The sequence below is a fragment of the Sphingobacterium sp. UBA7038 genome, assembly GCF_002494055.1.
Taxonomy (GTDB): Bacteria; Bacteroidota; Bacteroidia; order Sphingobacteriales; family Sphingobacteriaceae; genus Sphingobacterium; species Sphingobacterium multivorum.
In genome coordinates this window covers 26,533-47,035 of record NZ_DLAV01000006.1, presented here as the reverse complement: position 1 = coordinate 47,035, position 20,503 = coordinate 26,533, and the positions used below count along the sequence as shown (strand labels likewise).

The following is a 20,503-nucleotide window of genomic DNA, read 5'->3' as shown; positions in this document are numbered from 1 at the left end:
ATAAAAGAATACCGACGAAAAACCCTTCTACAGCGATTTACTGTATTTGCGTATTGAATCCGATAGATCCAAAGGGATTTTCATAAGCTAAAATAAAACGGGGCTTTGGATAGAGAAACCGATCCAAAAAGACATAGCATGGGCTATCAGTCTAACACTAGGCGATCTGAGGAGGCTGCCAAATGGAAAAATAGGCATCAGCGCAATAAGGCTGTTTATAGCGCGCATAAGCGCTTGATGCATCAGCATATAAGGGTAAAATAAGCTGAGCTTCGATCACTGAAACAATAGGATTACATTGCAGAGAAGAGGTACGGCATGATTTTTCGCCACAATGTTTACCACAGTCATCCGCATGATGATCTGATTTTGGTGATTCAGCTCTTTCATCTTTACAACAATCTGCTGTTTCGACGTCCTTTACCTGTTGTCTTTCATCAAGGCAACATGATTTTTCTTCCTGTTTTGGCTTTTCGGACGGTTCGTGGCAGGCAAATAACCTATACGGTGCTAAGAAAAGCCCCAGCATACAGATTATAAATACGATATTACGTTTTGCCCACATAACGGATTAATTTGAAAAGTAGAGATGTGCTACTTTGGAGATAAATTTCGGTAGAATTTTCGAATGTACAATTGTAATATTTTTTATTTTATTTATAATATTTTGATTTGCTGTATTTCCGATTCTCGGCCTGGCCGCATAAAAACTACTTTTCGAGTCCTTTGATCCAGTTCAGTATCAACAGGCAACCAGGCGCATACACTCCCCCATGATCAAACCCCTGTAGCTGATACAACGAGGTTCTGGTATGCCCTACCTGTTTTAAGACCGCTGCCAAATGGGCGTTTTCTTCAAACCGTGCCGCCATTTCCAATTGTTGATCCCCAGTGATCAGGAGAATTGGCGGTGCATCTTTCCGTGCGAACGAAAGCGGTGCAAAATGATCAATCTGGGGGATCACCATGGATTGCCCACGTTCCTTTTTAATCGTGTAATGCGTATTTGTTTGCCCACTAATCGGTGCCAGCCCTTTTATATTATTTGCATCAACACCAAATTTTTGCAGGTAATGCTTATCCAAACCAACCATTAAAGCCAAATATCCGCCTGCTGAATGTCCCGACACATAAATTTTTGAGGGATCTCCGCCATAGTTTGCAATATGTGAAAATGTCCATGCAACAGCCTCAGCAGCATCTTCGATATAGCTCGGCGCTTTCGCTCTGGGGCTTAGCCGATAATTGACTGCTATAACCGCTACACCTTTTTCTTTAAGTTCAAGTGGAATAAATTTATTTCCCTCCTCTAGTCCGCCGCCATGAAACCATACGATGGTAGCAAAATTTTTACGATCAGTCGGTATATAAATATCCAATTTACAACGTTCTTTCTTATAAGAATCTGGTTCATCTGGTCTACAATAGGCAACGTCGGTTGTCGTTTTATAGTGCTGCGCAAACATCAAACTCGGTGAAAGCAGAAAAAAGAAGATAACAAGCAATTTGGAAGACATATAAATCGGATTTAAGTATTAAATAGCTTAAAGTTAACAAAACTCCATCAAAACCATTTGGTTGCGTTAAAATAAGTTTCAACTTTACACTTTTTATTATATATTGATAATTATCTGGCAACAGATATAACAAAACACAAATTTTCCTGTTATTAACTTAGAAAACATCATAACATTATATGGAACGGATAAAGATTGAAACCCATATCAACGTACGCGTAGAAACGATCTGGAATGCCTATAACTCGGCCGAGGATATCATGCAATGGAATCATGCTTCAGATGACTGGCACTGTACAAGTTCGATCAATGATTTACGTATTGGCGGAAAGTTCAAAAACCGAATGGAGGCAAAAGATGGATCTATGGGCTTTGATTTTGAAGGCAGCTATACCGCGCTTGAACCCTTTAAAAAAATAGCCTATGTTATGCCTGATGGTCGTCATGTTGAAATCAACTTCAATGCAAAAAAGTCTGCTACGGATATCACGATAATTTTTGATGCAGAAACGGAAAATCCTATTGATATGCAACGTAATGGATGGCAGGCCATACTCGAAAATTTCAGATCCTACGTTGAAAACACCTATGCAACGACACAGCTCGGGCAATCGCATGAATGACGATTGAGCTTAGCTTGTCTTTTCATGCGATCATCTTTTAAATAAAGGATATGCTTAGGATTCTTAAAAGTATAGTTATATTTAGCCACTAATTCGTCTCCCCCTTCTTCATAGAAAGCGGAGAACGATACCAACAAAACGCGATAAAAAGATTACATATGACAATAATTAACAATTATGAAGAGTACAAAGCCTTTGAAGGAAAATCATTAGGCGAATCCCAATGGCATGTTATTGATCAAAAACAAATTAATCAATTTGCGGATGCAACCCTTGACCACCAATGGATTCATTTAGATAGTGAAAAGGCCAAAACTGATAGTCCTTTCAAATCGACTATTGCTCATGGCTATCTGACCTTGTCCCTCATTCCTTATTTATGGAAACAAATTGCTGAAGTAAGAAATGTCAAAATGGAAATCAATTATGGGATTGAAAACTTACGTTTTGCACAACCCGTTTTGGTTGACAATGCTGTACAGCTCCATACACAAGTAAAATCGGTTGTCAATTTGAGAGGGGTTGTCAAAGTTACCATCGAAGCTACATTGAAAATCAAAGACAGTGCAAAACCAGCTTATGTGGGTGATGTCATCTTTTTATATCATTTCAATTAATTCCAACCTTAGACTATAGGCCATTAGCGAATTCTTATACATGCGCAATAGCTTTCAAATAAAACTTGTTACAAATCATAAGGAATATCCTTATGATTTGTTGCTTTTGGCAGACGAAACCATTCATGCAATCGACAAATACCTCTATGAATCGCTGGTTTATGTTGTCTATGAATCGGTAAAACCGATCGCTGTTTTCTGTTTGTATCCGGTCAATACAGAGACATTAGAAATTAAAAACATTGCCGTATCACCCGAGTTTCAAGGTATGGGGCTCGGAAGTCAACTACTTGATTTTATCAAGGAAAACTACCGGCAATACCCGAACCTGATTGTAGGTACTGCAGATTGTGTCCTGGCCCAAATTCGCTTTTATGAACGAAATGGCTTTTTTAAATACGCCATCCGTAAAGATTTTTTCATTGAAAATTATGAGCTGCCTATTTATGAAAATGGCCAGTTGTTGAAAGATATGATTATGCTGCGGTATACGTTAAATCCCTAGAGACAAAAATAGATATAGATGAGTACTGGTATTGATAATCCCAACCACAGCACTACCCCCTGTAGTATTGCTTTAAAACCTACTGCCAACAAGACCTCCCTCGACAAACTTGCTCCAATTAAAAACAACGTTAAGGTAAGCCCCATCTTTGAAATAGAAACGACATAGCCTCCTATATACTGAAAAAAAGGGATATAACTTGTTAAGATAACCGCCAATACAAAGAGGCCAATAAAATACGGTATTTTAATTCTTGTCCCTTTGGTTTTGAATGCTACAGCACTTAAACAGGCAATTGGAATAATCCATAACGCTCTAGTCAATTTTACGGTTGTCGCAACCTGTAGTGCTTCATTACCGTACTTACTTGCCGCACCAACGACAGAACTGGTATCCTGTATGGCAACCGCACACCATAAACCAAATTGCGTCTGGCTGAGATCAAGCAAATGACCGACGACAGGAAATACAAATAAAGCAATGGCATTAAGTACAAATATGGTCCCTAAAGCCACACTTACTTGCTTTTCATTGGCTTTTATCGTCGGTGAAACCGCAGCAATGGCACTTCCTCCACAAATGGCAGTGCCAACAGAAATCAAATAAGCGGTCACCTTTTCCAACTTGAGTAACCTACCCAATAGATAGCCCAATGATAATGTTCCGAGAATAGAAATAACGGTTAACACAAACCCCTGCTTACCCGTTTGGATAGCTGTATCGATATTCATTCCAAATCCAAGTCCAACCACAGAAATCTGTAACAAAATCTGTGTTGCCCTGTGATTGACTGCCAGAAAGGGATGGCCAATCCATTGCGCCACAATAATACCCAAAAGTAAGGCAAGAGGGGCCGACACAAAGGGGGTAAGACATAATACAAATAGGAGTATAAAAATGATTTCCCGAACGAAGACCTTTCGATTGAGCAGCTGCTTATAACGAATTGTCGTATTTATTTTTTTGTCCATGACAATGATGCTTTGATTTGGCACAAAATTGAATAACTCTCAATTATTTTAAAAGACACAATTACAAATGAGTCATAACAATTGGTTATAACAGACAACTGCATTTTAACCAAAATAATTAAAGGATACGCTATTAAAATGAAAGAATCCTTCCCATTAGAACATTAAAGTATTACGATAAATGATTATATTTCAACGAGGTTATTCATAGGAATTAAACTTGACTTAATAATTATATACCGATGACACTGACAGCCATTCATCCCAAACTGCCCATGCGCAACAAAACCATCACAAAAGATTTTTATCTACATAAACTTGGATTTTCATTATGTGGAGCAGTCGATTACGAAGGTTACCTGATGCTAAAAAAAGACCATATTGAAATTCATTTTTTTGAATTCCAAGAACTTCCACCAGAAGAAAATTATGGTATGGTTTATATACGCACAGACGACATTGATTGTCTGTATCAGTCTTTTCAAGAAAATCACGTTGAGATTCACCCCAATGGCAAACTTGAGATTAAGCCCTGGGGTCAGCGGGAGTTTTCGATTTTAGATCCCGACAGCAATCTACTCACCTTTGGCGCCGATGCTTAAATAGCGAAAAGCCCACTAAAGATTGCTAAAAATCAGCAAAGATCCATAGTGGGCTTGGTATTGTTCGTATGGGTTCTTAGCCAAAAAGGTCTGAACTCAAATAGCGGTCACCTCGGTCACAGGCAATAAATACAATAAGGCCTTCGTCGATTTCATTTGCAATTTTAAGTGCTCCTGCAAAAGCTCCGCCGGTGCTCATTCCTGCAAAAACACCTTCACGCTTAACAAGTTCCCGGGCAAGCGCTGTTGCCTCCTGTTGGGATATATCGATAACGCGATCTACCCTCCTTGGATCAAAAATCTTAGGCAGATAGGCTTCGGGCCAATGCCGTATGCCTGGTATGGAAGATTCAGGAGTGGGCTGACAGCCTACGATCTGAATGGCTGCATTTTTTTCCTTCAAATAGATGGAATTTCCCATAATTGTCCCCGTAGTCCCCATGGCGCTTACAAAATGTGTAATCTTCCCCGCAGTATCACGCCAGATTTCAGGTCCCGTTGTTTTGATATGTGCTTCGTAGTTATCTGGATTTGCAAATTGATTCAATATAAAATAGCCTTCTTTTTCGGCCTTTTCTTCTGCATAATCGCGACATATTTCCATGGATTCCAATAAAGTAACTTTCGCCCCGTAAGCCTCCATCGTAAGTGTTCGCTCCCGCGTTGAAGAAGCTGGCATCACAAGCTCGAGGTTAAGTCCATATATACCGGCGATCATAGCAAGTGCGATCCCCGTATTACCGCTCGTTGCCTCGATCAATTTACTATCTTTTGTAATATCGCCCCGCTCCATCGCAGAACGGATCATATTGAGTGCTGCACGATCTTTCACCGAGCCCGCAGGATTATTACCCTCCATTTTTGCAAAGATCCGCACCTTGGGATTTGTATGAAATTGTGTAATCTCGACTAAGGGTGTATTTCCTATGGTATCTATGATATTTCCCATGGTATCTATATTATTGGTTTTGAATCTATAAATTTTGATGTTGCCTGATGGTATACGGTGGTGTAAGGCTCGACAGAACTTGTCAACCAGACATTCCCGCCAATGACCGAATGATGGCCGATGTGTGTTTCGCCGCCCAGGATTGTGGCTCCAGAGTAGATAATAACATGATCGCCAATTGTCGGGTGGCGTTTTACATTGGAAAACACCTTATCCACACTCAGGGCCCCCAGGGTTACACCCTGATAAAGTTTCACATAATTACCGATGGTGCAGGTTTCGCCGATAACCAATCCGGTGCCATGGTCAATATGCAGATGATGGCCTATTGTTGCTCCAGGATGGATATCAATTCCCGTTTTGGAATGCGCATGTTCTGTCAATATGCGCGGTATCAAAGGAACACCCAGGCGATGTAGTTCGTTCGCCATCCGGAAAATACAGATCGCAAAGAAACCGGGATAAGTACGTACAACCTCTCTTTTATTCTGTGCTGCAGGATCGCCATCCATCAATGCATCTGCATCCCAGCACATCAATTCATAAAGTTGTGGAATCCGTTCAAAAAACTGGTGCGCTACTTCCGAGTGATTGCAGCTTTGACAAGCTTTGGATTTGCTCAGGAGCTGCTCAAGCTCCAATTCAAATTGTTCAAAAGCGAGCTTCACATCATCGACCGATTTCATCTCGCTAGAATTTCGTTCGGGGAAGAGCACATCCACAATTCGGATAGCCCAGCCGCAGATCTTCTTGTTAGAAGGCATTTCTAGAACAGCCAATTGCTGTTCATAGATATGTTGATAAAAATCATGCATCTTCACTAGTTTATTAAAACAAATATACTATACAATATTGATAGATTAAGCCTTATTATCAAAACTTAGCCCCATTGCCGATCATTGAGCTCATTTGATGAGCAGAGCATATCTTTTAGCTTAGCGAACCAAGCGTTCAAACAGCTCGTTCAATGTTGTTTCGGGATCCTCACATAATCCGGGGTGTGATGCCGAGCATTGAATCAGGGTACTCCGCTTCGCTGTGAGCCAACGAAACCGTTCAGTGATATCTAACTCGGCAAGTTTACCGGCATCTTTTTCGCCGTGGCAGATTCGCTGGAAGGAAGACAGATGATTTTCGATCAACTCCAACTCGATATTCGGGCAAAGAGCACGCACCTTTTGTTCATTGACCAGATAAACCATCTTCGCAAAACGATACTTACGACAATAAAGAGCTACGCCTACATTGATAAATTCCTCTCGCTCCACTCGTGGTATCAAACGTACCACAGCATACTCATATACGGTCTTTTCTGGCATCTTCTATTTGTTTTACAAAAATGGATGAATTGGCTACACGCTGTTTCAGGAAAGAAACATACACTTCGCGCGCATCGGCTGCGGAGAGCTCACGTTCGGCATCTTCCAGCCATTCATCGGGTACCACCGCCAATATTCCACGAAATACCGCTTCCGTAAAAACGGAACGATATTCCTGATCTATTTTCTCCACCATACTCGCATTTTTGAGCAGTACGTGATCTTTAATCTGAACAAATGGTTTTAGGGATTGTTCTTCCCAGTTATCCCAACTGTGATGAAAATATAAGGAAGCGCCGTGATCTATCAACCAAAGTTCTTTATGCCATATCAGCATATTTGTATTCCGAACAGTACGGTCAACATTCATCAAGAGAGAATCCAACCAGACAATTTTCGAAGCTTCCTCCGCGCCGATGGCATCAACATTCGCATCAAATGTGATGGCTCCACTCAGAAAATGAAGTCCCAGGTTTTTGCCTACACTAAATTTGAGCAGATCCTGAATTTCTTCATCGGGTTCTGTACGGCCAAAGGATTCGTCCAGCTCCGCAAATACAATTTCGGGAACCCTCAATTTTAGCAATCTTGCTAGCTCTCCACCGATCAGTTCTGCGATCAATGCTTTTCGTCCCTGACCTGCCCCTCTAAATTTTATAACATAACTAAAGCCGTCATCGGCATCGACTAATGCGGGCAAAGACCCTCCTTCCCGAAATGGCTGAACATATCGGATGATCTCTACATCTCTAATAACAGGTTGTTTAAAATCCATGAATTATATTTTTACGATCTTCAAAGTTGGTAATACCATGCAAACTGATCAAACTTATCTAAAGTTACCTATATTTAAACGTTTGCAGCTATAGGAAACGAGAAATTCACGTCATGTACTTGCACAATCCCGCTACTCTTTGCCCCTGCGAACTATTAAGTGTGGTAATATCCAAAATTATTGCTTATATTTTAGCAATAAAGCACAAATTGTACATTCATTTGACCGTTGGAAGTATTATTTTCTAATTATATTTGTAGTGTAATCACAACTTGTCTCATCAAGTTTCTTCAATCAACGATATGGATACCATTCAGGAATATAACAATGTTATCAAACATTGTCAGGATTTATTTATTAAAAAAACAAAAGATTATGGAACGGCCTGGCGGATTATGCGCCTATCTTCCATTACAGACCAGATTTACATTAAAGCACAACGTATACGCACGCTAGAAATCAAAAAGGTTTCCAAAGTTGGCGAAGGCATTGTCGACGAATATATCGGTATTATCAATTACTGTGTCATGGCCATGATTCAGATTGATTTGGGTGAAGATGGTGAAGAAAATCTGGATCCAACTTTTGTGAATCAGAAATATACCGAAAAGGTTACCGAGACCAGAGATCTCATGCTTGCCAAAAACCACGATTATGGTGAAGCATGGCGCGATATGCGTGTTTCTTCCATGACAGATCTGATCTTGATGAAAATACACCGCGTTAAACAAATTGAAGATAATGATGGGCAAACCCTTGTTTCTGAAGGCATCCATGCCAACTATCAAGATATGCTCAACTACGCAGTTTTTGCATTAATTAAATTAGGAATTGCACAACAATAATCGGATTATGACAGCCACACAGCAGCGTACCAAAACAAATTATCTTTTAGGATTTTGCCGGATTTTTACGGGACTTTTGTTCATATTCTCCGGTTTTATTAAAGCAAATGACCCGACAGGGTTTGGCTATAAGCTTCAGGAATACTTTGAGGTCTTTCATCTCACAGCTTTTAATGAATACGCCACTGCCATGGCCGTGGTGATATGTGGTTTTGAAATTTTGTTAGGCGCACTTTTATTACTTGGGGTTTATGCAAATACCGTTGCCTGGGGCCTGCTGCTGCTGATCCTGTTTTTCACCTTTCTAACCTTCTATTCGGCATTTTTTGAGGTCGTGACCTCATGTGGTTGTTTTGGCGATGCCATCCCACTCACACCTTGGCAATCATTTTCTAAAGATCTGGTGCTCTTGGCCTTGATCCTTATTCTATTTTTTAACCGAAAACAATTACGATCAATTATCAAAGGATCAGGCAATCAATTCGTTGCTACTTTGATTACAGCGATCATCTCCTTAGGTATTGGTGTTTACACCGTAAACTACCTCCCCTTTATTGATTTCTTACCCTACAAAGTTGGCAACAACTTACCTTCATTAATGGTATTACCTGAAGGCAAACAAGGCGATGTCTTTGAGCAAATCTATACCATGAAAAACAAAAAGACAGGCGAAACCAAAAAGGTCAATGACAAAGTCTATATGGCTGACAAGCTATGGGAAGATGAATCATGGGAAATTATAGGTGAGCCTGAGAGTAGATTAGTAAAAAAAGGATATGACATCCCTATTCCTGATCTCTTAATTACAGACGCTGATGGTGCAGATCATACACAGGAAATCATTGCCAACCCGTATTATAACCTTGTGATCGTTGCAAAAGATCTTTCTTCGACCAATATTGATGCTATCCAAAAGATCAATCAGACAGCCATTCAGTTAACAAAAGATTATAATGGACTGCGCGTTGTTCTATTGACTGCTTCTGCATCCAAAGACGCGCAATATCTGAGTGATAAAATGCAATTAATTGCGGAGATATTCTATGCCGATCTCATTCCTCTGAAAAGCATGGTGAGAGCAAATCCTGGTGTACTGCTCCTAAAAGGAGGCAACGTCCTCGGAAAATGGCACTATAATAATTTTCCGGATGCCAAAACCATTGAAGATAAATTTCTAAGTAAAGACAAATAGTACCTATGCCTAAACCTATATTTTTGATTGGTTATATGGGAAGTGGAAAAACTACCCTGGGTAAGAAACTTGCCACCAAACTCGAGCTCCCTTTCATCGACACTGATGAGGAAATCGTCAAACAAATTGGCATGAGCATTACCGAATATTTTAGTCAGCATGGTGAAGACGCCTTCCGGACATTAGAACGCGAGCAATTGCGTAAATTTGCGGAGAATGCTGCCGTAATATCTACGGGTGGTGGCGCCCCCTGTTTCTTTGATAACATGGAATGGATCAGGGCGAATGGTTATGCCGTCTACTTACAGATGTCGCCCAAAGCACTTTTTGACCGTCTTTCTCAATCTAAATTACACAAACGGCCCATTCTGATCGGAAAATCACCGGAGGAACTACGGCTATTTATTGAAGAAAAGTTGATCGAAAGAGAACCTTATTATACACAGGCACATTTGACGATTGACCAATTAAACACGAGTGTCGAGACACTGGCCGATTTGATTAATCAGTACAATAGATAGACAATGAATATACGTCCCCCCCACTACTTCCTTTTATTGATCTGCTTTATCGTAAGCAGTTGCTTTCGTAATGGAGCCAATACGGATGGCTTGCCGGTGGGTAAACGTATACAGCTCCAAAATGTGGAGGAATTATATCAGTTTTTGACCTATGATGATAATCGTTATCCATTGGTCAGTTTGCATCGTGGGGGCCCCGCATCCGGATACCCGGAGAATGCAATCGAAACTTTTTCCTATAACGCGAGCTTACAGCCAGTCCTTGTTGAATGTGATGTTCGTATCAGTAAAGACTCGGCATTAATATTAATGCATGATAATACGCTAAACCGAACAACCACAGGTAGAGGGACTGTGAACGCCAGCACATTGGCTGAGCTCAAAAGTCTTCGTCTATTGGACAATAACAAAAAGATAACACCCTATAGGATCCCTACGCTGGAAGAAGCACTTGCTTGGGGAAAAGGAAAGGTAATCTTCACCTTAGACATTAAAAATGATGTCCCTTATGAAGCCGTTATCAACGCTATTCGCAAACAAAGAGCAGAATCCAGCGTAGTCATCATCACGTATAGTGCCAACCAAGCGGCCAAAGTGCACAGTCTGGCGAGCGACATCATGATTTCGGCTTCGGTCAATAACATTGAGGACCTTGCTCGTCTAAATGAAAAAGATATACCCGACAATCGCTTGTTAGCTTTCGTCGGAACACGTGAAGCAGATCCAGCATTAACCAAAATACTACATGACCATGGCATCATGTGCATATTGGGTACACTGGGGAACTTGGACAAACAGGCCGACAAAAAAGGCTTTCAAGTTTATGCTGGGTTTATTGATCGCGGCGCAGACATATTAAGTACAGATCGACCTACGGAAGCAGGGCGAGCGCTGAATTTCTACATCAAGAAAAGAGGAATTACTTCGAAATTTATTCAGTAAGACTGATAACATCATTTCTCCACCTCAAATCACTACAGAAATCATTTCGCCATCAAATATCGCACTTGACACTGCATCGCATCATGAGCTTAGGCTGCCTTTCAGCTAATCGTTGTTAGTGTAAATTTCAAATCCTAATCTTATATTAAGATTTATCAGATTTTCTTTGAACTGAAATTCTCCGGATCAATTTATAAACCTCAAACCATAAAACGGATACTGCAGCCACGGACAGCGCTATTCCCAATTCATATCCACTTAGGGCTGTTACAGCAAAAAATTGGGCAACCGGAGCAACATATAATATCACCGCTAAAAATAGAAGCACAGCGATCGAAATCCCAACGAGCAGCAAGTTTCGGTTTTTAAAACTCTCCAGGATACTATAATGGAAAGATCGATTGGCATAACTCAGTAAAATATTGGCAAAGATTAAAGTAGCAAAAACCATAGCCCTTGTTTTTTCCTCGGTTCCCCCCTGCTGAACAGCAAATTGATAAACAAAAAGAATTCCTATGGTGATTATCAGGCCTTGAACAATGCTGATTCCAAGCTCATTTATACTCAAAAAAGTGTCGCTCATAGCTCTAGGAGGCCGCTTCATGGTATCCTTTTCAATAGGTTCATTTTCATATACAATCGAGCAAGTAGGCCCCATGACCAATTCGAGGAAAATCACATGCACAGGGCTAAAAATCTGCGGAAATACCCAGCCTAAAAACAAAGGGAGTGATACGGTCAAAATAATGGGGATATGAATAGAAATGATGTATTGAACCGCCTTCTTGATGTTTGCGTAAATCCTTCTTCCGGCGGCTATACCGATTATTAACTTTTGTAAATCGTCGTTTGTGATAATCAATGCCGCGGCTGATTTTGCAATTTCAGTACCTTTATTGCCCATTGCCACGCCGATATGGGCTGCTTTTAATGCTGGGCCATCGTTCACCCCATCGCCAAGCATCGCCACGACCTCGCCTTTCTTTTTCAGGGCATTTACAATGGCCAGTTTAGCATCCGGAAACATTCTGGTAAATAGCGTTGTTTGCTCTGCTATCGCCATAATTTCAGCTTCGGACTTGTTTACGATTTCACTGCCATTGACCGGCGCAGACAAAATACGAATTCCGGCCTGAGCTGCTATTGCTTGAGTCGTATCGGCATTGTCGCCGGTAATCACATTGACTTTAATCCCCGCATCATAAATATCTTGAAATACGTCCTGAATACCCTTTTTGGGCGGATCATAAAATACCGTCAACCCTAAAAATTGGAACTCAAATTCCTGTTGATTCGCAGGGAAATTATTGCCTTCGAATGTCGCTTTCCCCACACCTAATAAGCGAAAACCCTGCGCTCCATAGGATTTAACAATAGCCCTAATTTTATTTTTCTCCTTATCGGACAGCTTGGATACGCTAAGTATAGCCTCCGGCGCCCCTTTGGCAGCAATAATCCGATCTTTTCCTGTATTTTCGAAAAGATGGGTCATCATCGGCGGTTTACCCTCTAAAGGATATTCATGAAATAGTGCATATTCCTTTCTGAGGTCCCGCTTTTGCGTTTTTTCATATATTTTATGTAACGTAATTTCCATGGGGTCGAAGGGCACAGGCTCACTGCTCCACATCGCATAATCGATAAGCTCTCTTAAATCGGATTCATCAAACCTTTCCTGATCATAAGATGAATCCGTAGCATAATTATAGAGGTATTTCAATTGCATGGAATTCTCTGTAATAGTCCCGGTCTTATCGGTACAAATCACCGTCGTACTGCCCAAAGTCTCAACAATACTGCTTCTTTTGATGATAATCCCCTCACGCATGAGCTTCCATGCGCCAAGCGCCATAAAAGTCGTAAATGCAACAGGAATCTCTTCTGGCAACACAGACATCGCCAACGTAAGTCCATTGAGCAAGCTCGCCACCAAATTACCACTATCAATAAAACTGTATATACATACGAATAAAAAAATGAGTATACCGACAATGGCCATTGCTTTTACAAACTTTTGGATTTGCACCTGCAATGGCGAAATTTCTTCTTTGATATTCTTTATCGATTCACCGATTTTCCCAACACGTGTCTCTTTACCGATTTCAGTAACTTCAAACACGGCCAGGCCCGAGACCGTAACTGTCCCACTGTAGACCAGATTATCCTCGGACTTACTGTCCTTAAAGACCGAAAAACTTTCCCCTGTCAGCGAAGATTCATTGACAGAAAAATCGTTACTATGTAAAATACGACCATCGGCGTTTATAATTCGACCTTCCTCTGTAATACAGAGATCGCCCACAACAATCTCATGTGTTGGAATTTCACTAACCTTCCCATTTCGAATCACAGTGCTTAATGGTTCATTCAGCTTTTCAAGTTCCTCCAGGGCTTTTTTGCTACGATTGTCCTGATAAAAGGAAATTGCCGTAACGGCAACAATAGCGACAAACATAAATACGGCCTCTCCGTAATTCCCCACAAAAACATAAATCATCGAGATGATAATCAATAGAATCAGCATAGGCTCCTTCAAAATATCCACAAGCAGTTCAAACCATGTATTCTTGTGGCTATCGCTCAATTGATTCCAACCATATTTAGCTCGGGAGGCATGCACCTCAGTTGCGGAAAGACCTTTCAGATTCTCGGGAATATTATATGACATATCGAATGAACTAGGTTGATTAAATATAATGAATAATTCTGGTATACAGGGATTAAAACATCTGTCAGCTATCGTCTCCCTTATCCGTAACATCATGTTACAATCTTTAATTTTCAGCCTTTACTTTTTGTAAAAAAGGAAGGATACAAAACTCATCAACAACAGATTAGCATAAAATTTACCTTCTACTGCTTTTCTTTTATTGAATATTTCTATTACAATCCTATATTTGCGCAGAAATTCACTTGGGGACATTGAATTTCATATTAGCCGAAAGCAATTTTGCGATCATTTTCCAATAATACCAGGACAGCTTCTTGCTATTGAAGTCCTTCTTTGCTACCTATGTTTTCAGACCATGTAAAACACAAACAGAAGCTGAAAACTAAACATATATTGTAAAATATTCTGTACCTATCGTCAGGATATGGAATAGGATCTAAACTTGTTGTGGCCTCCATAGTAGTATATTAATAATAAAAATAAGATGGTCATCTTAATTGCAGAAGATAATGAGTTGATATTACGGACAGTTCAATACAAACTGATCAAGGCAGGTCATGAGGTTATCACTACCACCAATGGAAAAGATCCAATTGAAAAGCTCAATACAATGGATCTCGATTTGATCATTACCGACATTATGATGCCGTTTGCTTCAGGAATAGAAGTACTTTCTTCCATAAAAAAGCTCGAGAAAAAAATCCCCGTCATTGTACTTTCCAACATGGGACAAGAAGAAGTCGTCATTGAAGCTTTTGATCTTGGCGCTTCAGATTTCATGGTGAAGCCGTTTAGCCCGGAAGAACTCCTATTACGGGTCAATCGACTGACGATTAACAATCGTGATTAATCTGTATGGGGAGACTTTTAATATAACTACGGAATATTACCAGACATCACGATTCGATGCCCGAAGACTTTCCCGAGCATAATTCGCTACTTCATCATTTTCGTCCCCAGTTTTTAAACGTACCTGTAAATTTTCTAGCCAGTCGGCTAAAGCATCTAAAGCCGTTTCACCGTTTCCGAAAATGCCTTGATGCGGATCGGGCCCCAGTAAACACCAATACGACGTTTCTTCTCTAAATACAACGGGACGTAGCTCACGAATTTCAAAAGGTAATTCTTCTGAATCAAAATCCAATGGTACAATTTTATCTTCAGCTATTTTCATCTGTTCCATAACCCATTTCTACTTTTTTTAAATCTTCCTCTGGCCAGGTAAGCAGCTCCTTCAACAGATATGTTTTTGGTCCTCCATCTGCTGTATCATCAGCAAACTGTTTTAGAAATTCCTGCAGATCACCTTCGACTTTTATTAATTTTCCATCTTGAAGAACATCATATCCCGCTGCAATCCATTCTTCGATCCTTTCCGTATTAATTTGTAGTTTCTCCATCTGCTGTATTTTGTAGTATTTTAAATGCTGCTTTTTATAACATTTAATAACACCTCACCGATTAAAATTATAATAGCCATCAATAAAAAATAGCCTGAGCACTATTAAACCTTAAAAAAGCAGCTCTCTATTATAAGAACAATACTTTAATATATATGGTTGATTTTTTTTTAGATTATCCATAAAAAAATCAACTAAAAAAGAGGTAGTTACATATCATTTATTGTTTATCAAAATATTAAAAAAATCTTTGGCAAACTATTTGTTTGAACAGCGAAAGCTTTCTAATCGGAAGCACACAACTTATATTTTTTTAAATTATCATGAAAAAAGTAATTCTACCTTTTCTAACACTTTTTACGCTACTATTTGTTGCTCATCAGCAAGCAAACGCACAAACTCCCTATCGGACAGCCATTGGTCTTGGAATAGACGTCGGCGATGGTCAAACATTATTCGGTCCACAGATAAAACACAATTTTGGTGGAAATGACGCTGGAAATGCACAAGTATTATTTGGAGACAATATTACTGTTATCGGCGTAGATTATTCATACAACAAACGTATTCCTGGATCTCGAGGTCTTTCATGGTACATTGGTGTTGGTCCACAAGTATCATTTATTGATTATGGTAAATGGCACGACGACTGGTATGACGACTACCATTGGAAAGATGGAAAAACACATACTGATTTTGCGATCCGTCCAGCTTTGGGTCTAGAGTTCAAAATACCTTCTGCACCATTGGCCATGCATTTCGACTGGAAACCTTGGTGGAATCTTTCTCATGGTTCTAATTTCGAGCCATCGCGTTTTTCTTTAGGATTTAAATTCGTTTTGAAATAGCATAACGCGAATACAAATAACAAAAATCCTGCTCATCATCGGTGTGCAGGATTTTTTGTTTTCACCATTAAGGTGTTTTTATCTTTACACCGACAAAGTATGTCCTTGGCATGTTGGGCCCATAAATGTAATTGCTATCGCGATTTTTCCCGGTATCAAAATCAGTTTGATACGCGTTAAAAATATTTTTTACCCCTGCATAAAGCTCAATGATATTTTTGTATTTCGGTAAGTTAAATGCATAAGCTACTTTACTATTGAGCTCCGAAAAGGCTCCTGTCCGTACCATTTGATCGTCAGGAAAATTATCTGCTCCCCGACATGGGCAATACGCATATTTCCCGTGTAAACATAGTTTAAATTGACTGTCCAGGGTTTACTTGCTGTAATATTGAGGTTGGCAAAACCATATTCGTTGGGTGTCCGCAAAAATGATCGAATTGGAGCTACTCCTTCCAAATACGACACCGGACTATCATACTTGCTTTGCTGCACTGTCAACCCAGTTTCCAACTGAATCTTCTTAGCATAATTTGCACGTAATTCCAATGTTCCTCCGGCTACAGTTGCGTTGTTTCCATTTCGCTTTTCAAAAATCTTCCCAAAATTATCTGCACCGATTTCCTCAAGTACAAATGCATTATTCAGGTGCGTATAAAATCCTTCCAGGGTGAAGCCTGCTATCCACGTTTCAGTTGCTTTGTCGTAGTTTATCGAACCACTCAGGCTTTTTGAACGCTCCTCCCTTAAATCAGGGGATAACTGTACACGCGATACGCCGCCACCAGCAAACGCAATATGCAGGTCGGTGTCAAATGCCTGTGGCGCTCTAAAGCCGGTTCCATAGCTTAATCGAAATTGTGTTGTAGGGGCATATTTATAAAGGAGTGCTATTCGCGGACTGACAACAACTTTATGCAATAAATTATGTTTGTCAACCCGAACACCCGACAATACATTAAACTTAGCCGCCAAATCCCAATCACTTTGAAAGAAGCTTCCCCAATCTTTGGTATGCTGATCCACGAGATAATTATAACTCGGAATTTCGTCATAAACTTTATCAGAAACGTACTCCGACCCAATGGTCAATACATTACGACCATTAAAGAAATTGCTGATCTCATGATTCAATTGAAAACCTCCCTGAAGTGTTGTTGTTTTAGAATCCCCATAAGGTGGATGCTTGAGATGATTTTCAATCGCCTCAGGATCATCTGGAAATACCCCTGTATAATGTTTTCTATTGGTATTTTGAAAAGCAGTATAGACGATCAATGCCGATTTATCTTGATTAAAGTTAATCTGATAATCAGTGCTTCCCATCCAAATTTTATGGTGCCGCTCTTCTGACTGCAGTGTTAAATACGCCGGTTTATCGGTCATTTCACCACCGAACCTATATTCATTCAGGTTGCTTAAGGAGACTTCTAATTTTTGATTATCTGAAAACTGATAGAATGAATTAATTCCTAAAGAGGTATTTTCAATTTTGGGTATTTCAGAAAAATTATCACCATTTGCATCGTAAAAACCACGATCCCGCTTGTTGAAGAAGAATGAAGTTCCGGCATTCCCCTTCTCGTTGACCAATGTTGCATTGCCCCCGAGATTAAAATCATTTGTCCCCCCACCTATACGCTGATAGAAAGAATTGATTTCATAGCTGTTTGCCCGTGGGAGCTTTGTAATCACATTCACCGTTCCGCCAATTGCGCTTGAACCATACAATGAGGAGCCCCCCCCGCGAACAACTTCAATTTTTTCAATCATATTGACCGGTAGTTGCTCCATACCATAGAGCCCCATCAACGGACTGAAAATTGGCCGACCGTTAATCAGAATCTGTGAATAACCACCCTGAAGTCCATTCATCCGCAATTGCGTATAGTTACAGGTCTGACAGTCTGTTTCTACGCGCAATCCGGGTTGAAACTTCAAACCCTCCGAAAGATTACACACTTGTAGATTGTCCAAAGTCTTGCTATCTAAAACATTTACCATTACAGGACTCTCTGTTTTGCGTTTAAATGTTTTGGTACCCGTTACCACAATTTCATCCAGTAAAAGTTCAGCCCCATCTAACTGAATATCTTTGGTCAATACCCCTGGACCGACTTTTACTGAATCACGGAATTCCTTAAATCCAATGTGTTTTACTTCCACTTCCCAGGTACCATGGGGGATACTTTCAACGATATATCTTCCTGAGTTGTTCGATTTGGCACCTATCTGTAATTTTGGAATAACAACGGATGCTGCTCCTAACGGCATACCATTCTTATCGTAAACCTTACCATTAATCTTACCTGTCTGTCCAAAGGAAATAAATCCTGTAAGCACCATGGCAATTGTCAAATGAGCACTGTACACTTTCATCATGTTTTGCTTTTTTATATTTATAAATTTAGATAAGCAAATCTAACAAGTTAGATTAGACTAACAAAATAATTATAACATAATTATTAGACACGGCTAATATTTAATAAATTTGTCTTATGATTTCACAGACCGAAGAGAATTACTTAAAAGCATTGTATAACCTCACTTACCTAAAGGGTGATGCGAATGTCAATGAAATAAGTAAAAGGCTCGACATCAAGATGCCCACAGTAAATAGTATGATGAAAAAACTAGCCGACAAAGGTTTCGTTCATTATGAAAGCTATAAACCATTGCGGCTAACTGAAGAAGGAAAGAAAGAAGCCGCCCTTATTATCCGGAAACATCGACTTACTGAAATGTATCTGGTTGAGAAAATGGGGTTTGCCTGGGATGAAGTCCATCAGATTGCTGAACAGATTGAGCATATACATTCGCCCGAATTTTTCAGTAAAATGGATGAGTTATTGGGTTATCCGACGGTAGATCCCCACGGGTCGCCAATTCCCGATTCTAATGGGGTTATGCCTTTGGAAAACTATGTGTTTCTAAATAGTTGTAAAGTAGGTGATATAATTACATTAATGGCGGTTCAGCCATCTTCTAAGGAGCTTTTACAATATTTGACAGCGAAAAATCTCGAGCTCGGTACGACTTTAACAATCAAATCAATAGAACCGTTCGATGCTAGCATCACAGTGGAATACAAAGACAGGCCAATAGAAGTCCTAAGCAGCAAAGTCACCGCAACACTACTTGTACGCCTTATCGCCTAAACTAGGAGAGAATGAGATCAAAATGTTATTTTTTGAAATGAAATCTACTGTTATTTCTCTTTGTTAAGAAAACAATTGTTAGATACAACTAACAAAAACAAGTAAATCTTTAAAATGCTAAACCCCGAGAATCTATAGAAATACGATAAATTATCAGTCTCTACAGTTCAACTATCAATTTGTAAAAATTGAGCGTTTATTCTTCAATTTGATACTTGATCGGTTGCCCGGTAGCAATCTCCCGTTCCAATATCTGTTCCGGAGAAAGATGTTCCAAAAACATAATCAGCGCCCTTAGGCTATTGCCGTGCGCAACAATGAGTACATTTTTACCTTCTTTCAGTTTGGGTGCTATAAAACGTTCATAATATGGAATAACACGTTCGTATGTATCTTTAAGGCTCTCACCTCCAGGCGGAGGCACATCAAAAGATCTGCGCCAGATATGCACCTGTTCAGCACCATATTTTTCGGCTGTTTCGGCCTTATTCAAGCCCTCAAGCTTTCCATAACCTCGTTCATTCAAAGCAGCGTCTATAACAATGGGGATGTGAGGATCGCCCATTTCATGCAAAATAATCTTTAACGTATGCTGCGCTCTTATAAGTGTCGAGGTATATGCTATATCAATTGGTTCGTTTGCCAGAGCCAGTCCCGCCTCCCGAGCTTCCTGTTGTCCCAATTCAGTAATATCAACATCTTGCCATCCCGTAAAGCGATTTTCTAAATTCCATTGCGACTGTCCATGCCGGACTAAAAAAAGTTTTGCCATTATTTATCCAAAGTTTTTCTAAACGGTATCTCACTACGCACCCAACATCATATATAATAGCGATACATTCCATTTTGTTTTATTTATACCACTTAGTCCTTGTCTAATCATCTAAACCTGGGACCGAAGTACTTCAATATCCAACGACAGATCCCTTAGTTAAAACAATATACGGACATATTCAGCTCCCCTATTATTTGTATAAGCTTATCGGTTATATCTGGGAACAGCAACTAATTTTACGGTGAAAATTATCTCCATCCTCAAAAAAAAAAA

At 39.9% G+C, this 20,503-nt stretch carries 23 protein-coding genes; 11 read left to right on the top strand and 12 right to left on the bottom strand.

Annotation, left to right across the window (positions count from 1 at the left end; translation table 11 throughout):
• Nucleotides 1-157: 157 nt before the first annotated feature.
• On the bottom strand, nucleotides 158-565 hold the full coding sequence (locus B3H30_RS02050; RefSeq protein ID WP_070564747.1) for a hypothetical protein: 408 nt from the start codon (nucleotides 563-565) through the stop codon (nucleotides 158-160).
• A gap of 145 nt (nucleotides 566-710) precedes the next feature.
• Nucleotides 711-1,517 (bottom strand): alpha/beta hydrolase, encoded by an 807-nt coding sequence (locus B3H30_RS02045; RefSeq protein WP_046673912.1) that lies wholly within the window; start codon nucleotides 1,515-1,517, stop codon nucleotides 711-713.
• Nucleotides 1,518-1,696: 179 nt separating this feature from the next.
• Here B3H30_RS02045 and B3H30_RS02040 point away from each other — a divergent pair, with 179 nt between their 5' ends.
• The 3 genes from B3H30_RS02040 (at nucleotide 1,697) to B3H30_RS02030 (ending at nucleotide 3,262) form a co-directional block, all read left to right on the top strand.
• Nucleotides 1,697-2,140 carry an SRPBCC domain-containing protein gene (locus tag B3H30_RS02040; RefSeq protein WP_070564744.1) on the top strand — a complete coding sequence of 148 codons (444 nt, stop codon included), beginning with the start codon at nucleotides 1,697-1,699 and terminating at the stop codon, nucleotides 2,138-2,140.
• A 158-nt stretch (nucleotides 2,141-2,298) separates the two neighbouring features.
• Nucleotides 2,299-2,757, top strand: coding sequence for a MaoC family dehydratase (locus B3H30_RS02035; RefSeq protein ID WP_046673910.1), 459 nt, complete (start codon nucleotides 2,299-2,301; stop codon nucleotides 2,755-2,757).
• Nucleotides 2,758-2,797: 40 nt separating this feature from the next.
• Nucleotides 2,798-3,262, top strand: coding sequence for a GNAT family N-acetyltransferase (locus B3H30_RS02030; RefSeq protein ID WP_286833093.1), 465 nt, complete (start codon nucleotides 2,798-2,800; stop codon nucleotides 3,260-3,262).
• On the opposite strand, the gene B3H30_RS02025 is transcribed toward B3H30_RS02030, so the two are convergent.
• Complete coding sequence (locus B3H30_RS02025; protein ID WP_070564738.1) at nucleotides 3,259-4,233, bottom strand: YeiH family protein; 975 nt, start codon at nucleotides 4,231-4,233, stop codon at nucleotides 3,259-3,261. The two genes, B3H30_RS02030 and B3H30_RS02025, sit on opposite strands and share 4 nt — an antisense overlap.
• 242 nt (nucleotides 4,234-4,475) lie before the next feature.
• On the opposite strand from B3H30_RS02025, the gene B3H30_RS02020 reads away from it, so the two are divergent.
• Complete coding sequence (locus B3H30_RS02020) at nucleotides 4,476-4,835, top strand: bleomycin resistance protein (RefSeq protein WP_046673907.1); 360 nt, start codon at nucleotides 4,476-4,478, stop codon at nucleotides 4,833-4,835.
• Nucleotides 4,836-4,911: 76 nt separating this feature from the next.
• On the opposite strand, the gene cysM is transcribed toward B3H30_RS02020, so the two are convergent.
• The 4 genes from cysM to B3H30_RS02000 form a co-directional block, all read right to left on the bottom strand.
• Nucleotides 4,912-5,784, bottom strand: coding sequence for a cysteine synthase CysM (gene cysM, locus B3H30_RS02015; protein WP_070564735.1), 873 nt, complete (start codon nucleotides 5,782-5,784; stop codon nucleotides 4,912-4,914).
• A 5-nt stretch (nucleotides 5,785-5,789) separates the two neighbouring features.
• Nucleotides 5,790-6,599 carry a serine O-acetyltransferase gene (locus B3H30_RS02010; RefSeq protein ID WP_046673905.1) on the bottom strand — a complete coding sequence of 270 codons (810 nt, stop codon included), beginning with the start codon at nucleotides 6,597-6,599 and terminating at the stop codon, nucleotides 5,790-5,792.
• A 120-nt stretch (nucleotides 6,600-6,719) separates the two neighbouring features.
• Nucleotides 6,720-7,103: a DUF3037 domain-containing protein gene (locus B3H30_RS02005; RefSeq protein WP_070564732.1), complete on the bottom strand. Its 384-nt coding sequence runs from the start codon at nucleotides 7,101-7,103 to the stop codon at nucleotides 6,720-6,722.
• The gene (locus tag B3H30_RS02000; protein WP_046673903.1) at nucleotides 7,081-7,878 is read right to left on the bottom strand and encodes a HipA family kinase; all 798 of its coding nucleotides are present in this window, start codon (nucleotides 7,876-7,878) and stop codon (nucleotides 7,081-7,083) included. Before B3H30_RS02000 ends, B3H30_RS02005 begins: the two co-directional genes overlap by 23 nt.
• Before the next feature lie 302 nt (nucleotides 7,879-8,180).
• Between B3H30_RS02000 and B3H30_RS01995 the strand changes: the two genes are divergently transcribed.
• The 4 genes from B3H30_RS01995 to B3H30_RS01980 are packed head-to-tail and all read left to right on the top strand — an operon-like array spanning nucleotide 8,181 to nucleotide 11,378.
• Nucleotides 8,181-8,723: a DUF1599 domain-containing protein gene (locus B3H30_RS01995; protein WP_046673902.1), complete on the top strand. Its 543-nt coding sequence runs from the start codon at nucleotides 8,181-8,183 to the stop codon at nucleotides 8,721-8,723.
• A 7-nt stretch (nucleotides 8,724-8,730) separates the two neighbouring features.
• Nucleotides 8,731-9,915, top strand: coding sequence for a BT_3928 family protein (locus B3H30_RS01990; protein WP_070564729.1), 1,185 nt, complete (start codon nucleotides 8,731-8,733; stop codon nucleotides 9,913-9,915).
• Between the two features lie 5 nt (nucleotides 9,916-9,920).
• Entirely contained in the window at nucleotides 9,921-10,436 is a 516-nt protein-coding gene (locus B3H30_RS01985) for a shikimate kinase (protein WP_070564726.1), read from the top strand.
• Between the two features lie 3 nt (nucleotides 10,437-10,439).
• Complete coding sequence (locus tag B3H30_RS01980; protein ID WP_070564723.1) at nucleotides 10,440-11,378, top strand: glycerophosphodiester phosphodiesterase family protein; 939 nt, start codon at nucleotides 10,440-10,442, stop codon at nucleotides 11,376-11,378.
• Nucleotides 11,379-11,523: 145 nt separating this feature from the next.
• On the opposite strand, the gene B3H30_RS01975 is transcribed toward B3H30_RS01980, so the two are convergent.
• Nucleotides 11,524-14,046 carry a cation-translocating P-type ATPase gene (locus tag B3H30_RS01975; protein WP_070564720.1) on the bottom strand — a complete coding sequence of 841 codons (2,523 nt, stop codon included), beginning with the start codon at nucleotides 14,044-14,046 and terminating at the stop codon, nucleotides 11,524-11,526.
• Nucleotides 14,047-14,533: 487 nt separating this feature from the next.
• Between B3H30_RS01975 and B3H30_RS01970 the strand changes: the two genes are divergently transcribed.
• Nucleotides 14,534-14,899, top strand: coding sequence for a response regulator transcription factor (locus tag B3H30_RS01970; RefSeq protein ID WP_070564717.1), 366 nt, complete (start codon nucleotides 14,534-14,536; stop codon nucleotides 14,897-14,899).
• Between the two features lie 36 nt (nucleotides 14,900-14,935).
• Here the strand turns inward: B3H30_RS01970 and B3H30_RS01965 are convergent, their stop codons facing one another.
• Nucleotides 14,936-15,232 (bottom strand): hypothetical protein, encoded by a 297-nt coding sequence (locus B3H30_RS01965; protein WP_070564714.1) that lies wholly within the window; start codon nucleotides 15,230-15,232, stop codon nucleotides 14,936-14,938.
• On the bottom strand, nucleotides 15,210-15,449 hold the full coding sequence (locus B3H30_RS01960) for a hypothetical protein (RefSeq protein ID WP_070564711.1): 240 nt from the start codon (nucleotides 15,447-15,449) through the stop codon (nucleotides 15,210-15,212). The genes B3H30_RS01965 and B3H30_RS01960 overlap by 23 nt, the downstream gene beginning before the upstream one ends.
• Nucleotides 15,450-15,772: 323 nt before the next feature.
• On the opposite strand from B3H30_RS01960, the gene B3H30_RS01955 reads away from it, so the two are divergent.
• Nucleotides 15,773-16,297, top strand: a complete 525-nt coding sequence (locus tag B3H30_RS01955) for a hypothetical protein (RefSeq protein WP_070564708.1) — start codon at nucleotides 15,773-15,775, stop codon at nucleotides 16,295-16,297.
• A gap of 246 nt (nucleotides 16,298-16,543) precedes the next feature.
• On the opposite strand, the gene B3H30_RS01950 is transcribed toward B3H30_RS01955, so the two are convergent.
• Nucleotides 16,544-18,679, bottom strand: coding sequence for a TonB-dependent receptor (locus B3H30_RS01950; RefSeq protein ID WP_139144952.1), 2,136 nt, complete (start codon nucleotides 18,677-18,679; stop codon nucleotides 16,544-16,546).
• A 116-nt stretch (nucleotides 18,680-18,795) separates the two neighbouring features.
• Between B3H30_RS01950 and B3H30_RS01945 the strand changes: the two genes are divergently transcribed.
• Nucleotides 18,796-19,455 carry a metal-dependent transcriptional regulator gene (locus B3H30_RS01945; RefSeq protein WP_070564705.1) on the top strand — a complete coding sequence of 220 codons (660 nt, stop codon included), beginning with the start codon at nucleotides 18,796-18,798 and terminating at the stop codon, nucleotides 19,453-19,455.
• Between the two features lie 196 nt (nucleotides 19,456-19,651).
• On the opposite strand, the gene B3H30_RS01940 is transcribed toward B3H30_RS01945, so the two are convergent.
• Nucleotides 19,652-20,227: a 2,3-bisphosphoglycerate-dependent phosphoglycerate mutase gene (locus B3H30_RS01940; RefSeq protein WP_070564703.1), complete on the bottom strand. Its 576-nt coding sequence runs from the start codon at nucleotides 20,225-20,227 to the stop codon at nucleotides 19,652-19,654.
• Nucleotides 20,228-20,503 lie beyond the last annotated feature (276 nt).

What these genes read in the sequence shown, in the direction of transcription:
- B3H30_RS02050 (WP_070564747.1), bottom strand. Translation starts at nt 565, where the DNA reads ATGTGGGCAAAACGTAATATCGTATTTATAATCTGTATGCTGGGGCTT.
- B3H30_RS02045 (WP_046673912.1), bottom strand. Translation starts at nt 1,517, where the DNA reads ATGTCTTCCAAATTGCTTGTTATCTTCTTTTTTCTGCTTTCACCGAGT.
- B3H30_RS02040 (WP_070564744.1), top strand. Translation starts at nt 1,697, where the DNA reads ATGGAACGGATAAAGATTGAAACCCATATCAACGTACGCGTAGAAACG.
- B3H30_RS02035 (WP_046673910.1), top strand. Translation starts at nt 2,299, where the DNA reads ATGACAATAATTAACAATTATGAAGAGTACAAAGCCTTTGAAGGAAAA.
- B3H30_RS02030 (WP_286833093.1), top strand. Translation starts at nt 2,798, where the DNA reads ATGCGCAATAGCTTTCAAATAAAACTTGTTACAAATCATAAGGAATAT.
- B3H30_RS02025 (WP_070564738.1), bottom strand. Translation starts at nt 4,233, where the DNA reads ATGGACAAAAAAATAAATACGACAATTCGTTATAAGCAGCTGCTCAAT.
- B3H30_RS02020 (WP_046673907.1), top strand. Translation starts at nt 4,476, where the DNA reads ATGACACTGACAGCCATTCATCCCAAACTGCCCATGCGCAACAAAACC.
- cysM (WP_070564735.1), bottom strand. Translation starts at nt 5,784, where the DNA reads ATGGGAAATATCATAGATACCATAGGAAATACACCCTTAGTCGAGATT.
- B3H30_RS02010 (WP_046673905.1), bottom strand. Translation starts at nt 6,599, where the DNA reads ATGCATGATTTTTATCAACATATCTATGAACAGCAATTGGCTGTTCTA.
- B3H30_RS02005 (WP_070564732.1), bottom strand. Translation starts at nt 7,103, where the DNA reads ATGCCAGAAAAGACCGTATATGAGTATGCTGTGGTACGTTTGATACCA.
- B3H30_RS02000 (WP_046673903.1), bottom strand. Translation starts at nt 7,878, where the DNA reads ATGGATTTTAAACAACCTGTTATTAGAGATGTAGAGATCATCCGATAT.
- B3H30_RS01995 (WP_046673902.1), top strand. Translation starts at nt 8,181, where the DNA reads ATGGATACCATTCAGGAATATAACAATGTTATCAAACATTGTCAGGAT.
- B3H30_RS01990 (WP_070564729.1), top strand. Translation starts at nt 8,731, where the DNA reads ATGACAGCCACACAGCAGCGTACCAAAACAAATTATCTTTTAGGATTT.
- B3H30_RS01985 (WP_070564726.1), top strand. Translation starts at nt 9,921, where the DNA reads ATGCCTAAACCTATATTTTTGATTGGTTATATGGGAAGTGGAAAAACT.
- B3H30_RS01980 (WP_070564723.1), top strand. Translation starts at nt 10,440, where the DNA reads ATGAATATACGTCCCCCCCACTACTTCCTTTTATTGATCTGCTTTATC.
- B3H30_RS01975 (WP_070564720.1), bottom strand. Translation starts at nt 14,046, where the DNA reads ATGTCATATAATATTCCCGAGAATCTGAAAGGTCTTTCCGCAACTGAG.
- B3H30_RS01970 (WP_070564717.1), top strand. Translation starts at nt 14,534, where the DNA reads ATGGTCATCTTAATTGCAGAAGATAATGAGTTGATATTACGGACAGTT.
- B3H30_RS01965 (WP_070564714.1), bottom strand. Translation starts at nt 15,232, where the DNA reads ATGGAACAGATGAAAATAGCTGAAGATAAAATTGTACCATTGGATTTT.
- B3H30_RS01960 (WP_070564711.1), bottom strand. Translation starts at nt 15,449, where the DNA reads ATGGAGAAACTACAAATTAATACGGAAAGGATCGAAGAATGGATTGCA.
- B3H30_RS01955 (WP_070564708.1), top strand. Translation starts at nt 15,773, where the DNA reads ATGAAAAAAGTAATTCTACCTTTTCTAACACTTTTTACGCTACTATTT.
- B3H30_RS01950 (WP_139144952.1), bottom strand. Translation starts at nt 18,679, where the DNA reads ATGATGAAAGTGTACAGTGCTCATTTGACAATTGCCATGGTGCTTACA.
- B3H30_RS01945 (WP_070564705.1), top strand. Translation starts at nt 18,796, where the DNA reads ATGATTTCACAGACCGAAGAGAATTACTTAAAAGCATTGTATAACCTC.
- B3H30_RS01940 (WP_070564703.1), bottom strand. Translation starts at nt 20,227, where the DNA reads ATGGCAAAACTTTTTTTAGTCCGGCATGGACAGTCGCAATGGAATTTA.